14 protein-coding genes are annotated in these 15,148 nt (G+C 29.5%); 2 read left to right on the top strand and 12 right to left on the bottom strand.

Translation table 11 applies throughout. From position 1 onward, the window contains the following. Nucleotides 1-21: 21 nt before the first annotated feature. From HMPREF0202_RS09210 to HMPREF0202_RS09175, 8 genes are all read right to left on the bottom strand, one after another. Complete coding sequence (locus HMPREF0202_RS09210; RefSeq protein ID WP_023050535.1) at nt 22-552, bottom strand: DUF6305 family protein; 531 nt, start codon at nt 550-552, stop codon at nt 22-24. A gap of 15 nt (nt 553-567) precedes the next feature. Continuing rightward, nucleotides 568-2,271: a gamma-glutamyltransferase gene (gene ggt, locus HMPREF0202_RS09205; protein ID WP_023050534.1), complete on the bottom strand. Its 1,704-nt coding sequence runs from the start codon at nt 2,269-2,271 to the stop codon at nt 568-570. Between the two features lie 145 nt (nt 2,272-2,416). Beyond that, nucleotides 2,417-3,022, bottom strand: coding sequence for a response regulator (locus tag HMPREF0202_RS09200; RefSeq protein ID WP_040407089.1), 606 nt, complete (start codon nt 3,020-3,022; stop codon nt 2,417-2,419). Then, entirely contained in the window at nt 3,012-4,319 is a 1,308-nt protein-coding gene (locus HMPREF0202_RS09195) for an ATP-binding protein (protein ID WP_023050532.1), read from the bottom strand. Before HMPREF0202_RS09195 ends, HMPREF0202_RS09200 begins: the two co-directional genes overlap by 11 nt. Nucleotides 4,320-4,426: 107 nt before the next feature. Continuing rightward, on the bottom strand, nt 4,427-4,957 hold the full coding sequence (locus HMPREF0202_RS09190) for a chromate transporter (protein WP_023050531.1): 531 nt from the start codon (nt 4,955-4,957) through the stop codon (nt 4,427-4,429). Continuing rightward, nucleotides 4,954-5,490, bottom strand: a complete 537-nt coding sequence (locus tag HMPREF0202_RS09185) for a chromate transporter (RefSeq protein WP_023050530.1) — start codon at nt 5,488-5,490, stop codon at nt 4,954-4,956. Before HMPREF0202_RS09185 ends, HMPREF0202_RS09190 begins: the two co-directional genes overlap by 4 nt. Nucleotides 5,491-5,493: 3 nt before the next feature. Continuing rightward, entirely contained in the window at nt 5,494-7,098 is a 1,605-nt protein-coding gene (gene ggt / locus HMPREF0202_RS09180) for a gamma-glutamyltransferase (RefSeq protein WP_023050529.1), read from the bottom strand. A 16-nt stretch (nt 7,099-7,114) separates the two neighbouring features. Beyond that, nucleotides 7,115-8,623, bottom strand: coding sequence for an ABC transporter substrate-binding protein (locus HMPREF0202_RS09175; protein ID WP_023050528.1), 1,509 nt, complete (start codon nt 8,621-8,623; stop codon nt 7,115-7,117). Between the two features lie 250 nt (nt 8,624-8,873). Between HMPREF0202_RS09175 and HMPREF0202_RS09170 the strand changes: the two genes are divergently transcribed. Together HMPREF0202_RS09170 and HMPREF0202_RS09165 are read left to right on the top strand one after the other, a co-directional pair. Continuing rightward, nucleotides 8,874-10,049 carry a hypothetical protein gene (locus HMPREF0202_RS09170; protein ID WP_023050527.1) on the top strand — a complete coding sequence of 392 codons (1,176 nt, stop codon included), beginning with the start codon at nt 8,874-8,876 and terminating at the stop codon, nt 10,047-10,049. Between the two features lie 14 nt (nt 10,050-10,063). After that, nucleotides 10,064-10,606: a GNAT family N-acetyltransferase gene (locus tag HMPREF0202_RS09165; RefSeq protein ID WP_023050526.1), complete on the top strand. Its 543-nt coding sequence runs from the start codon at nt 10,064-10,066 to the stop codon at nt 10,604-10,606. Between the two features lie 38 nt (nt 10,607-10,644). On the opposite strand, the gene HMPREF0202_RS09160 is transcribed toward HMPREF0202_RS09165, so the two are convergent. From HMPREF0202_RS09160 to HMPREF0202_RS09150, 4 genes are read right to left on the bottom strand one after another with little or no spacing between them, the layout of a single operon-like run. Continuing rightward, nucleotides 10,645-12,129 carry a sulfatase family protein gene (locus HMPREF0202_RS09160; protein ID WP_023050525.1) on the bottom strand — a complete coding sequence of 495 codons (1,485 nt, stop codon included), beginning with the start codon at nt 12,127-12,129 and terminating at the stop codon, nt 10,645-10,647. Continuing rightward, the gene (locus HMPREF0202_RS15340) at nt 12,110-12,256 is read right to left on the bottom strand and encodes a hypothetical protein (protein WP_023050524.1); all 147 of its coding nucleotides are present in this window, start codon (nt 12,254-12,256) and stop codon (nt 12,110-12,112) included. Before HMPREF0202_RS15340 ends, HMPREF0202_RS09160 begins: the two co-directional genes overlap by 20 nt. Then, entirely contained in the window at nt 12,253-13,749 is a 1,497-nt protein-coding gene (locus HMPREF0202_RS09155; protein WP_023050523.1) for a sodium:solute symporter family protein, read from the bottom strand. The genes HMPREF0202_RS15340 and HMPREF0202_RS09155 overlap by 4 nt, the downstream gene beginning before the upstream one ends. A gap of 20 nt (nt 13,750-13,769) precedes the next feature. Further along, complete coding sequence (locus HMPREF0202_RS09150) at nt 13,770-14,885, bottom strand: ROK family transcriptional regulator (RefSeq protein ID WP_023050522.1); 1,116 nt, start codon at nt 14,883-14,885, stop codon at nt 13,770-13,772. Between the last annotated feature and the right edge of the window lie 263 nt (nt 14,886-15,148).

Here is a 15,148-nt window from a genome sequence, read left to right as displayed (position 1 = left end):
AGCAGCTCTTCTATCTACTTATTAAAAAATCTCTTTTAGAGGCTCTACTGCTCCACTTATTTTAGGAACAAGAACTAAAGGTATTTTCTTTTCTTCAGCTACTTTTGTAAATAGTTGATCTTTATTTCCATCTTCAACTACGATTAAATAATCACACTCTCCAACAGTTGCGTTTACAAATTTATCAGATAACTCTCCTCTTCTTTGCTCTCCACCAACATGTAATCCAACTATTTTTATTCCTTTATCTTTAGCAGCCTTTAGTAGTTGCTCAGTTCTAGCTAACTCATCTTCTACTTTTATTCCAGCTGCTCCAAGTCCTTTTGAGCTTCCTCCAATTGCTATTACAACTGTCTTATCTGCTCCCAACTTATCCCCAGTGATATTTTTATCTAAAGTTGCTTCAACTCCAGCTTTTTTTAATAACACACTTACCATTTGTACATCAGCACTTTGCCCTACTGAAGTTAATAACACAGGTTTTTCAAATTTTTCTCCAAAAGCTAGTACTCCTAAAATAAAAAATAACATTGTTGTAAAAAATTTTTTCATATATATCCTCCTCTTTTAAATACCTACAGCTTTTCCATCTCTTCTTGGATCTGCTCCACCCTCTAATGTTCCATCTTTTTTATATAGAACTCCTTGAACTGATCCCATTCCTCTATCCCATTCTGATGTTTCATTTACTTCATGCCCTAAAACCTTTAATTTATCTACAGTTTCAGGAGTAATTCTCGTTTCAACATTTATTTTATTAGATGTATTATCAAACATTCTTGGAGCATCAATAGCCTCTTGCATTCCCATATCGTGATCTACAACTTTGCTTATTACCTGAGATACTGTACTTATAATTTTTGTAGCCCCTGGTGATCCCAATACCATGAATGGCTCTCCATTTTTCAGTACAATTGTTGGTGACATTGAACTTAAAGGAGTTTTTCCTGGAGCCACTGAGTTTGGATGTCCCTCTCCTGTAACAAAATCATCCATCTCATTATTTAAAACAAATCCATATCCATCTGCCACTACTCCGTTTCCGAAAATTCCATTTACAGTTTTAGTTACTGAAACCATATTCCCTTCTTTATCTGCTATCGAATAGTGAGTTGTATCATCTGACTCATATTGCCACGGATCATGAGCAATACTTTCTTGTGATTTAGACATATCAATTTTTTGTGATAAATCTTTTGCATATTTTTTAGATGTTAACCCCTTTAAAGGTACTGGAGTATAATCTGTATCTCCCATGTATTTTGCTCTATCAGCATAAGATAACTTAAATGCTTCAGAGAAAAGGTGTAAATACTCTGGAGAGTTTACTTCCATATCTCCAACGTTAAAGTTTTCTAAAATATTTAATATTTGTACAACTACTGCTCCTCCTGAACTTGGAGCTGGTGATGATATAACCTCATACCCTCTATAGTTTCCTACCACAGGTTTTCTAATTCTTGGTTCATAATTTGCTAAATCTTCCATTGTGAATACTCCACCATACTTATTTAAAGTTCCAACAATAGATTCAGCTACTTCACCTTTATAGAATCCATCCTTACCATTTTTTATTATTAAATCAAGTGTTTTAGCCATATCTTCATTTTTAAAAGTATCCCCAGTTTCATAAGGAAACCCATCTGCCGTTAAAAAAGTTTTTCCAAACTCAGGATATTTAACCATTAAATCATATTTATTTTTCATATCTCCTGATAGTGTTGGTGTTACAACAAAACCATTTTTTGCTAAATCTGCTGCTGGTCTGATTACATCCTCTCTTGACATAGTTCCATATTTTTCTAAAGCATACAATAATCCTGCTACCTCTCCTGGAACTCCAGCTGCTTTTCCACCTTCAACTTTTTCATTATCCACTACTTTTCCATCTTTATCCAGTACCCACATTTTTGGTGCTGAATTTTTCGGTGCTCTCTCTCTAAAATCAATAAATACTGTTTCTCCAGTTTTAGCAATTCTTATTAACATAAATCCACCTCCACCTAATCCAGATGAATTTGGTTCTGCAACACCTAAAGCAAACCCTGCTGCTACTGCTGCATCAATTGCATTTCCTCCCTTTTTTAAAACATCCATTCCAATTTTACTAGCCTCATACTTACTTGTAGAAACTATTCCAACTTTCCCCTCTGCTCCTCTACCAGTTCTAATCATATTCCCGTTCTCATCAAATGGTTTAAAATCAGCTTTTAAACTGCTAAAAGAAAAAAATGTTACTGCCACTGCTCCTAATAAATATCTTTTTTTCATAACTCACTCCCCTTTCATTTCTATCATTTATACCTTATGAAAATTCCAATGTAAATAAAAGACCCATTTTTCTCTTTTTTCTCTTTGTTCTCACAAAAAAATAAACCCTCTTTGTTACTAACTGCAACAATTCGGGTTTAAATCTCTATTTTAGTTTATACTCTTTTTTAGGTCTTCCAATTTTTCCATAAATATTATTTAAAATAACCTTCTCCTCATCTAAAAGGTAGTTCATATATCTGTTTACTGTTTTTGTGGCAACTCCCGTTAAATTAGATATTTCATCCACATCTATATACTCCTTTTTATTACTTAAGCACCCCAAAACTATATTAAGAGTATTTTTATCTATTCCTTTAGGGAGAATCTCTTCATCTTTTAAACGCTTTTTATTATTCAAATGAACATTCACTCTTGAAAAAAGATCAAGCATTTTTATTGGTTTAATAGCAAAATCATTCGCACCTGCTTCAAAAAAACTTTCTGCTACAATCTCCTCCCCTTCCACTGTTAAAGCGATTATTGATACGTCTTTATCCAATGCCCTTATCAATTTTACACCAACAGCTCCATTAATATACGGCATATTATAATCTATTAAAATTATATCAAACTTTCTATTTTTTAATATCTCTAAAGATTTTTCTACGCTATTAGCAGTCTCTACACTCCATCCCTTATATATAAAAAATTCAGATATTGCAAAACATATCTCCTCTGAATCATCTATAATTAACATATTATTCCCCATATTCATCCCCCTTTAGAATGATATAAATTTTTGTTCCATTTTTTATTTTTTTTACAAAATATATTTTCCCTTCCATTTCTTTTATAGTTTTTACAACAAAAGACAGTCCTTTACCCGATGAGTTTTTTGTGGATACTCCCTCTTTTATTAACTCATTTATATTATCAATATCAATTCCATCACCACAATCATCAATTTGAATAATTAATCTCTTTTTATAATCTTTAACCATTATATTTACAACTGATGAATTAGCTTCCCAAGAATTAACAATAAGATTTATTATTACCCTCGATAGTAAAATTCTATTTCCTTTTAGCTTATAATCTTTTTTTAAATAACTTTTATAGGTTATTCCCTCGATATTTTTATGAACTGATAAAAAAGAAAAAATAAATCTCATCATCTCTTCAATTACTATTGGCTTCTCAGATTTTACAGATAATATTTCACTAATCATAACATTTGTTTTTTCTATTGAATCTTCCATCTTTTTTAGGTAAAGTTTTTTTCTCTCATCCTCCTCTTGAAGAGTAAGAGTTTCTAATAGAGCTCCCACTGAAAAAATTGGTGTTTTCAAATCATGAACCAATAGTTGAACTTCTTTTAAGTGTCTATTTTCCATCTCTGATCTAGATCTTGCTATTCTTTCCTCTTGTCCTTTAAAAAAATGTAGTAATAAAATTGAAAACAGAGTGAAAAAACTAAAAAAGCTAATGCAAATTAACGTTACAATTACGTCTGCTTCCATAAAAATTATGGCTTTATTTAAATCTGATGTAATCTCTCCAACACCTAAAAAATTAAAAAATCTACTTACATCTAACCATTGTAATCCCACAATAAAAGATAAAAAAACTAGATATTTTTCTACATACGTTATATTTTTCAAATCAAATTTTACATAATAACAAAACCATAATACCCCTAAAATACTTGTTTTCCCAACAGGAAGTTGAATATCATAGAAAATTTTAATTAAGCTATAAGCAATTGGAATTATTGGCAGTATCAATAACACCTTTTCAAAATTCCTTTTTCTACCATTTTTTATTATCTCTATTGAATCAAAAAGTAAAAAAATTGCTATGTACATTGGTATTGATCTTAAAGTATTCATAATAACTAACTTTAACATCCCTATTAAAAGGTGTTCTTTATCCCATAACTCCAATGCTTTGGTTATAGAATCATAAATTTTAAAATTTTGATGTGTTAAAAAAATTGGTAATATCATTCCCAAAAAAAGTATTATTAAAACTAATTTTATTTTTTTCTCTTCTAATTTAATCTCCACATACCCACCCCACTTAGTATGCCTTATTATATCATTTTTTTTATTACTCGAACATTTTAATTTCCATAAACAAAAAACTGCAGATTTCTCTACAGTTTTTTATGGATTTATTTCAGCAACGTTGCTCCCACTATTCCTGATATGATAACTATAGGGATTGGGCCTATTTTATATTTCAAAATTGCCACTAGCGATACTAATAAAATTATATAACTACTATAACCATATAGAGTTTCTCTATTCATTAAAAGAAAAGCTGCTCCTAATATCAAACCTACAACAACTATTCTTAAACCTTTAAATGCATTTTCTACCCACTTTAAATGTTTATATTTTTCTATTAACTTTATCAATATGAACATTATAATTATTGATGGTAAAACAACACCTGAAGTAGCCATAACAGAACCTAAGATGGTATTACCACTAGCTTTATACCCTATATATGTAGCTGAATTCACTGCAATTGGTCCTGGAGTTACTTGAGAAATCGCCACTATATTTGTAAATTCACCCATAGTTAACCACTTGTGCCTTAGAACTACCTCTTGAGATATCATCGATAGCATTGCATAGCCTCCACCAAAACTAAATAATCCTATTTTAAAAAATGTAACAAATAGATTTATATATATCATTTTCTCTCTCCTCTATAATATAGATTTCCACCAAAAATTCCTAAAAGTATAAATATAATTGGGGATATATTGAAAAGAGCTATTAATGTTGCTATAGCTATTGGTATTATTACATTCTTATAAGTAATTCCAGCTTTTTTAGCCAAAGATAAAGCAGGTGTTAAAATTAAAGCTATTACAGCGGGCTTTATTCCTTTAAAAGCTGCTATGACATATGGATTATCTTGAAAGTTCTTAAAAAATATAGCAATTATTAGTATTATTAGAAAAGATGGTAAAACAGCCCCTAAAGATGCTGCAACTATTCCTTTAACTCCCCTTAATCGCTTTCCTACATAAACTGATACATTTACTGCTAATATTCCTGGAGCAGATTGACTAACTGCTAAAGCATCTAAGAATTCATCCTCTGTTAACCATTTTTTATTTTCTACTACCTCTGCTTTTATAAATGGAATCATTGCATAGCCTCCACCTATTACAAACATTCCTATTTTAAAAAATAACATAAATAATTCATAGTAAAATTTCATCAATTACCACAACGCTATAGTTCCATCTGTTCTAGGTTCAGTCCCTGCACAAAGAGCCCCATTTTCCAGTAACCAAATTATTTGTCCTCTTCCAAACATTAAACTGTCGTGTACTACTTTTATATCATGACCTTTAGCTGACAATTCTAAAGCTATATGATTTGGAACTGCTGCTTCTAACTCTATAGTTTTTCCTCCAACCCACTGCCATCTTGGAGCATCCAATGCAGCTTGTGGATTTAGCATAAAATCTATTGTATTTGTTACCATTTGAATATGTCCTTGTGGTTGCATAAATCCACCCATTACACCAAACGGTCCTACAGATTTTCCATCTTTTGCTAAAAACCCTGGTATTATTGTATGATATGGTCTTTTGTTCGGTCCTAAACAATTTGGACTTTCTAAATCTAAATTAAAATTGTTTCCTCTATTTTGTAAAGATATTCCTGTTCCTGGAATAACTATTCCAGATCCAAATCCCATATAATTACTCTGAATATAAGATATCATATTTCCCTCTGTATCAGCTGCAGCTAAGTAAACTGTTCCTCCAGATTTCGGATCTCCTACTTCTGGCATAATAGCCATCTCGCCAATTAAACTCGCCCTTTTTTTGGCATAATCTTTAGATAATAGTTCCTCTATTGTTACTTTCATATGCTTAGGATCTGCTACATATTTTTGAGTATCTACAAAAGCTAACTTCATACTTTCAATTAATTTATGATAGCTATCTGAATTTTCTCTTTCTTTCAATTGAAAATTATTTAAAATATTAAGTGCCATTAAAGCTGAAATTCCATGGCCATTAGGAGGAATCTCATATACATCATAACCTTTGTAGTTTACAGAAATTGGTTTTACCCATTCAGCTTCATATCCTTCTAAGTCCTCTTTTCTTATATATCCACCATATTTTTTAGAAAAAGCATCTATTTTTTCAGCAATCTCTCCCTTATAAAAATCCTCACAATTAGTTTCACCTAATTTTCTTAATGTTTTTGCATGGTCTTTTAGATATATAATATCTCCAATTTCTGGAATTTTATCATCTGGAGTAAATGTTTCAAACCAGTGTTTAAACTCCTCTCCTTTTTCTTGTTTGTATAAATTATAGGCTCTTTTCCAAAGTTTACCAACATTTACTGGCAAAGAGTATCCATTTTCTGCTAAATCAATAGCTGGTTGCAATACTTTTTCCAGCGGTAATCTTCCAAATCTTTTACTTAATTCTGCCCATGCTTTTGGAATTCCTGGAACATTTACTGGAGTTAATCCAAATTTTGGCATCTCTTTAAAACCTTTATTTAAAAGTTCTGTAGCTGATATAGAAGCTGGTGATGTTCCACTAGAATTTAATCCATATATTTCATCTTTTATACTAATAATTGCAAAGGCATCTCCTCCTATTCCACAACCAGATGGTTCTACAACTGTTAGTGCTGCCGCTGTTGCAATTGCTGCATCTATTGCATTTCCTCCCTGTTTCATTATATCTAATCCCGCTTGAGCTGCTAAAGGTGACCCTGTGGCAACAACTCCATTTTTAGCATATTGTACATTTCTTCGTGAATTGTATGGATATATTGTTGGATTGAATTTCATTTTGCTCCCCCTTTTATTAATTTATTTTTAATGTGTTAAATTTTAAATATCCCAATGCATCTGCTTTATACCCTTCTATTCTATTACTTACACCTGAATTATACATAATTACACTTACTGGAAGAAATGGCAAATCTTTTGATACCATATCTTGCGCCTCTTTATAATAAGCTAATCTTTTATTTTGATCTATTTCATTTTTTCCAGAGTCAACTAATTTATCAAACTCTTTATTAGAATAAAAAAATCTATTTCCAATACCATAATTTACTGTATGTAAATTTGCAGTAAATCCGTTATCTGCATCTCCTGTAGAATTAGACCAACCTAAGAAAAATAGTTCTGATTTTTCTTGATTTGAAGTTTCTTTTAATAAAGCTCCCATATCTAAAGTAACTATTTTTAAATCTATACCAATCTCTTTCAATTGATATTGAAATATTTCTGCAAATTGTTTGCTTATGTTAACATTTCCAGTTGCTAATGTTAATTCTAAATTTCCATCATATCCTGCTTCTTTCAAAAGAGCTTTAGCTTCCTCAGTATTATAGTTTGGAACAGTATTTTCTTTATATCCAAAAACCTTAGGTCCCAAAATAGATGTTGATCTTCTACCTTTCCCTTCAAATAGAACTTCTATAGCACTATCCATATCAATCCCTTTAGCAATAGCTTGTCTTACTCTAATATCTTTTAATTTAGGATGTGTTGTGTTAAATCCTAAATAATTTGTTCCCAAAGATTCAACAGTATAGATATTAATATCTCTTTCATTTTCTAAACTTTTCAAACTAGAGGCAGATAAATCAAAAGCAATTTGAGCTTCACCTGTTTGTAAAGCAATAACTCTATTATTATCCTCAGGAATTATTTTTATTTCAACTTTTTCAATTGTTGGCTCAATTCCAAAATATTCAGAATTTTTTTCTAAAACTAATTTGCTTCCAACTTCCCAATCTGTTAATTTATACGGCCCTGTTCCCACTGGTTTAAATTTTTTATCTTTATTATTTTCATAATCTTTTTTATTTACAATTGAACTAGCTGCATGAGCTAATGTTGTAAAAAGTGTTCCTGATGGCTCATTTGTTTTTATTATTACTGTTTCTAAATCTGGCGTTTCTATGCTTTCAATCATATCAAAATAGTACCCAACTTTTAGAGACTCTTTTGCTTTTTCCAAGGAATACTTTACATCATCAGAAGTTAAAGTCTCTCCATTATGAAATTTGATATCTTTATTTAATTTGAACTCTACAGTTTTATCATCTAAATACTTCCAACTTTTTGCTAAACTAGGTACTTTTTCATTGTTTTCATCACTTTCTAAAAGAGTATCAAAAACATTTTTTATAACTCTTCGAGAATAGACATCTGTTACAGAATAAGGATCTAAAGTTATCGGCTCAACTGCCATTGTATAGACAAGAGTCTTTATTTCCTTTTTATTTTCTGTTTTTTCTCCGCATGAACCAAATATAAATACTAAAAGAATCATTAATAAATTTTTTAATCCCTTGTTCATATAACTGACCTCCCCTTTAAACTTTGATATTAAGAAGCATTATACGTCTTTAAAAACAATTGTCAATAAAAATAAATTTAAAAAAACATTTTTCATCCATTTTTATAGTATTAAAGTCTTTAAAATAGATACATATATTATTTTTAAATATACTTTATTCATTTTTTATATTTAGTTTTATTTTTTTTTCATGTATAATATCAAAAATTTATAACTATTTTCTTTTTTATTAGTACAACAGGAGGGGTTTATGAGTGAAATGCTTTTAATGCTTTGCATTACTGTTAGTTTATTTGCAATTGGGGATATCTTAGGGGTAGCTACAAAGGCAAAGGTATCATCTATCTTTGTGGCTTTGATGTTATTTTTAGTTCTTTTTATGACTGGAACTATACCTGAGGATATTATTTCTAAAGCTGGTCTTAGTCAAGTTGGGAGATGGGCTAGTCCTATATTAGTTTTTGGAATGGGAACTATGATTAATGTAAAACAACTTATTGATGAATGGAAAACTGTTCTTTTAACTCTTATATCTATGGTTGCTGCTTTAATTGGAGTTTTTTTAGTTAGTCCCATAATTGGAAAAGAAGCTGCTATAGTTAGTATTCCTATTATGAATGGTGGTATTATTGCAACAAATATTATGGTTAGTGGAGCTATGGAAAAAGGGTTTACTATTGCTGCTGCTTTTGGAACTTTAGTTTATGCTGTTCAAAAGTTTGTAGGAACTCCACCTGCATCTTTTTATGGACTTAAAGAAGCTCGAGAAATTTTAAAAGAGTATCGTAAAGGAAAACTTGAAAATATTGATTCAATGAATGTAAACATGCAAAATTCTCAAAAAAAGTTAGGTTTTGCTCATAGAAACAAAAACTATTTTACTCCATTTGTTTGCTTTACTATTGCTGCTTTAGCTGGATATATAAGCATACTTCTTCAAGAGCTTACTGGAGTTAACAATAGTATTTGGGCTCTTGCTTTTGGAGCAACACTTTCATATTTCAATTTAGTTCCAGATAAAATTTTAGATCATGGTAAATCATCTGGTTTTATAACAATGGTAGTTTTTGCTGCTATTATCCCATCTTTGGCTAAAATAGATCTTGAGCAAGTTATGACTTTAAGTTGGCAATTAATTGTGGCTTTTATTGGAGTATTCGTTGCAACATATATTATTATGTTTATCTTACCTACTTGGAAATTAGTTGGTTCTAAAAACTTAGCTATGGGAATATCTATGAGTCAACTTTTAGGTTTTCCAGCTACATATTTAATTGTTAATGAAATAGCTACAGCAGTTGCTGAAAACGAGGAGGAACATGAAGTTATTATGAAAAAAATTGCTCCTTCATATGTAATCGGTGGCTTAGCTTCTGTTACAACACTTTCTATTGTTATAGCAGGTTATTTTGTTGAATTTTTATAATTAAGAGGTGCTATATGAATATTTATAAAGATAAAAATAGCAATTTTGTAACTTTAAAATTAGCTGAAGCAAGTGATGCTAAAGAAATTATAGATTTTTACAAAAGAGTTGGAAAAGAAACAACTTACCTAAGCTTTGGAGAAAACGAGTATTTAGTGACAGTTGAACAACAAACTTCAATAATCAAAGATATTTCTAAATCAAAAAATAATATCATGATTCTTGCACTAGTCGACTCACAAATAGTTGGCATTGGAACTATCTCTTCAAGTAAGAGAAAAAAAAGTGAACATGTTGGAGTTTTAGGCATAGTTATTAGTCAAAACTATTTTAATAATGGAATTGGATCAATACTAATGAAAAATTTAATTGATTGGTGTAAAAATAATAAAATTACAACTAAAATAAGTTTATCCGTTCGAAAAGATAATTTAAAAGCTGTTGCTCTTTATGAAAAATTTGGGTTTCGTATAGAGGGTGTTTTAATAAATGAAACTTTAATTGATGGAGAATATTTTGACATTTTAGCTATGGGACTAATCTTAGCAAAAATCTAAAAAATAAAAGTTGCAGGAAAACAACCTGCAACTTTTTACTATTGTATTTTACTTTCTAATTTTATCTCAATTACTTTTTCTCTTAACTCATCATCACTTGTAAAGATATACTTAGAACTATATCTTCCAAAAGCATCTTTATCATATTTTCCCCATTTTCCTGCAAGTTTTTTTTGACCACCACCATATACAGGTAATGTAGCTCCATCTATTTCTGGATTTACATGTTGAGAATACCAGCTTAAAAGTTCATATCTCATCTCTTTTAAAATCTCTGAGTATTCTCTATTATCTATTGCATTTATTTTTTCATCGGGATCTTTCTGTAAATCGTAAAATTCATATGGACCATCAGGATATCTATGTACATATTTAAATCTATCATTTCTTATCATTCGTGTTGGACCATATTCGTCATATATAACAATATGGCCTGTTTCTTCAGTATTTTTATTTTCTAATATATTTTTAAAACTTTTTCCTGGATATTTTATATTTTTATCTAAATGATCATCTAATTTTAAATATTCCAATATTGTATGTCTTATATCATAATGACTTAACAATTTATCTACAACTTCTGGAATAAATTCTCCTTTTTTATACATTATAAATGGTATTTTTACTGATGTATCGTACATATTCAATGGACTTGTTCCATTTCCTTTACCAAAAATTCCATGATGTCCCATATTCATTCCATTATCACTTGTGAAGATTACCAGTGTATCTTCTAATATTTTTTTATCTTCTAAAAATTTTAAAACTCTACCTATATTTAAATCCATTGAAGTCAATGATGCAAAATATCCTTTTAAAACATCTTTTCTCTCTTCTTCATTTCCTTCAAAAGTTTCAGCTATTTTCCAAGGGTGATACGTCTCTCGTGGACAAGATAAAAATTCACAGTTTTCATATAAATCTAATAACTCTTTTGGATGATTTTTAGAATTCCATGGCGAATGAGGAGCTGTATAATTTAAACTCAGAAAAAATGGATTTTTATCATTTGAATGTTTTTCTAAAAATTCAAGTGCATAATCTGTTATTTTATCAGTTATATACTCCTCTTCATAAACTAACTCTCCATCTTTATACATTGGAGCATTATAGTAGGGGCCTCCTCCTTTTTGGTGAGAATACCAATACTTAAATCCATTTTGAGGTTTTTCTGCAGCTCCCATATGCCATTTTCCACTCATACAACAAGTATAATTATTTTTAGATAAAATATCTACAAATGTATTTTGTCCTTTTAAGTATTCCTCTGTTGTTGTTCCATTCTCCCATTCATCTAACCAATCTAATATTCCATGTTGAGATGGAATTCTTCCTGTAAATATAGATGCTCTTGCAGGTGAACACACTGGAGATGCACAGAAAAAATTCTCAAATTTCTTTCCTTCATGAGCCAATCTATCTAAATTTGGAGTTATTGCATCTTTATTTCCATAACTTCCCAAAGCCCAATAACCTAAATCATCTGCTATAACAAAAATAACATTATTTTTCTTCTCTAGCATTTATTCCTCCCAGCATAGTTTTTATATTTTTAAACCCTTTCACCCCTACAATCCCTATTGTCACAACATACCAAACTAATCCAAAGCATATTAAAAATTTCCAAAATCCAACTAAAATATTTGTCATGCTATCTCCTCCTCTAAAACTCTGTCTTTTTCTTTAATTGATATTTTTAAAAGAGAACCAACCACCATGGCAATCCAAGCAAAAATAAATGATGCTATCCCTGAATAATATGGTCCTATTGCATCAGTTATTGGGCTAAGAGTTGGTATTTGCTGAGCAACTAAAAAACCACCTGGTATTAAAGCACCAACTATTATTGTTGCAAAAGCTCCCCAATCATTAGCCTTTTCCCAATAACAAGCTGCTATTAGAAGAGTTGATACACTCACTGAATAAATTGTTGCTGTTAATGTCATATAAATCCATAAATCTGATTTTAATGGATACCATAATCCATATAATAAAAGAAATACACCTATTATTCCTATTAAAATTCTATTTATAAATATAGCTCTTTTTTCTGACCAAGAATTTTTATGAAATATTACTAAAATATCATTATATATTACACTTGCCCATCCTAAAAGATATGATGAATCTGTTGACATATCAGCTGCAAGCATTGCTGCTACTAAAAGTCCAATTATTCCACTTGGTAGTAAAACTGATAACATTTTTGGCATTGCGTATAACGGATTTCCTCCTACAGCATCTAACTTTACTAAAACTAACGCTGTAACACCCCAAAGCACTGGAATCAATGATCTTACAATATAAAATATACTTGTTTTAGTATACATTTTTTTAGCAACTTTTTCATCTTTAGCTGAAAGAACTCTAGAAACCATTGTTTGCCAAGTTAAAACTGTTGCTGTTAATACTAATGTTGTATATAAAACATATTGCCAACCTAGTTTAGGATGTACAAATGGATTTATTCCTCCTGCACCATATTGCGTTATAACTGTATCAAATAGTTTATTCCATCCAACTTTTATAAATACTGTAAATGTAGTTAAAATAAGTCCAATACTCATAAGTAAGAACTGCATATAATCTGTTACTAATACCGATAACATTCCACCTAATATAGTATACAAAGCTACAATTATCAATAAAACTGTCATTGTTATTTCTAAATATTTTGGATTTAATCCTGCTACATAAACTAAAAATTCTCCTCCTGTTCTCAAAAATACTCCCATATTCAAAAGTCCACCTAAAACAATTACAACTCCAGAAGCCCATCTAACTCTACTTCCAAATTTTTTTTCAAAAAATTCTGGAATTGTCACAACACCTGCTTTTCTAAGAGGTTCAATACAAAATCCTGTTTTTCCTACAATAAACATAACTATTGTCATTATTATTCCTACAGTTGCTCCAGCAAATCCATAACGATATCCTAATTGACTTGCTGCCATACATGTTATTATTCCAAATTCTGTTGCTGCTAGTGATGCCATCCCCACATGTAAATCAACACTTCTTCCTGCAACTAAGAAATCATTAACATTTCTAACATATTTTTTAATAAAAATCCCCACAATTAAACTTAGTAGAATATAAAACCCAACCAATCCTCCATCAAGAAACCAATTAAAATTTGTCATCATACCCTCCTTCTATTTATCTACTTATTAAAATAATAATCTAATCCAAAAAAAATTGCCCCTTCTAAAATAGAGTTTTTTTCATATCTTGATTTTAATAAACAGATTTTTTTATCTTTATTTAAAAGATTATTATTCAATACTCTTTGAACCTCTTTCCAAAAAAAATCTTTACACTCTGTTATTTTCCCCGTTATTATTATCCCTTCTGGATTTAATAAATACTCAGTCCATAAAATTCCATGAGATATTGCTTTTACCAAAGAAAGTATTAGTTTATAAAAATACGTTTCTCCTTTATTAGCTCTATGTATTATTTCTTCATATACAAGAACCATTCCTTTTTCTTTATAAACTCTTTCTACTACCCGCCAATTAGCAAGATATGTTTCTAAACATCCTTTATTCCCACAACTACATATTGGTGCATCTTCAGAATAATCATATGGTGCGTGACCAATTTCACCAGCTTCAAATTTTGTTCCACTGTATAACTTTTCTTCCACAATAATTCCTGCACCAACTCCTTCATCTATATTAAAAACTATAAAATTTTTAAATTTTTTTCCTAAACCATTTCTTTTTTCTCTGAGAGCCATTAAATTTGTTCCGTTCTCTAAAATTACAGGTATATTAAATTCTGTTTCTAATATTTTTTTTAATTGAATATTTTTCCAATTATAATAAACTGATAAAATAGATACTCCATTCTTACTATCTACAACTCCATTCATACCTAATGCTATAACTTCTATTTTATAATTTGTTATAAATTTTTTAATTAATTTTAATAATTTTTCTAAAACTAATTCCCCTGATAATTTTTCTAAATTTATTGAATCAAACTCTAATAATTCACCTAATGGATTTCCTACACCTCCTCTTATCTCTTTGTCACTTAAATGAATTCCAAGCACTCTTCCAAAATCTTTTTTGAAATTTAATTTTATTTGAGGTTTTCCAACTAATCCTTTTAAAGTTTCTTTTTCCTCAATTAAAATATTTTCTTCTATAAATTGTTTGATGTATCTTCCAATTATAGTTTTTGATATTCCCAAAATATCTGAAAGTTCTTTTCTACTTTTAGGTCCATTTTCATATATTGTTGTCAATATTTTTTTCTTATTTAAGTTCATTTCATCCCCTCTACATCTTAAGTATATTTTTTTATTCTGTTTAAGTAAATATCATTTTCTTCAATTTTAACTCATTTTTATATTTTTAGTAAACATTTAAAAATTTTTTTTAGATAAATCATTGTTTTTTAGACACTTTCCTCGATATATTTAGTAAACATATTAGATTTTTATTTAAATTTAATTTGAGTATATATATATTTCTAGGAAAGTGTCAAAAAAACAATGATTAAAAAAAAAAATTTAAAAAAAATTTTAAAATG

Source organism: Cetobacterium somerae ATCC BAA-474 (genome assembly GCF_000479045.1).
GTDB classification, from domain to species: domain Bacteria; phylum Fusobacteriota; class Fusobacteriia; order Fusobacteriales; family Fusobacteriaceae; genus Cetobacterium_A; species Cetobacterium_A somerae.
This window is presented reverse-complemented; position numbering and strand designations above follow the sequence as displayed.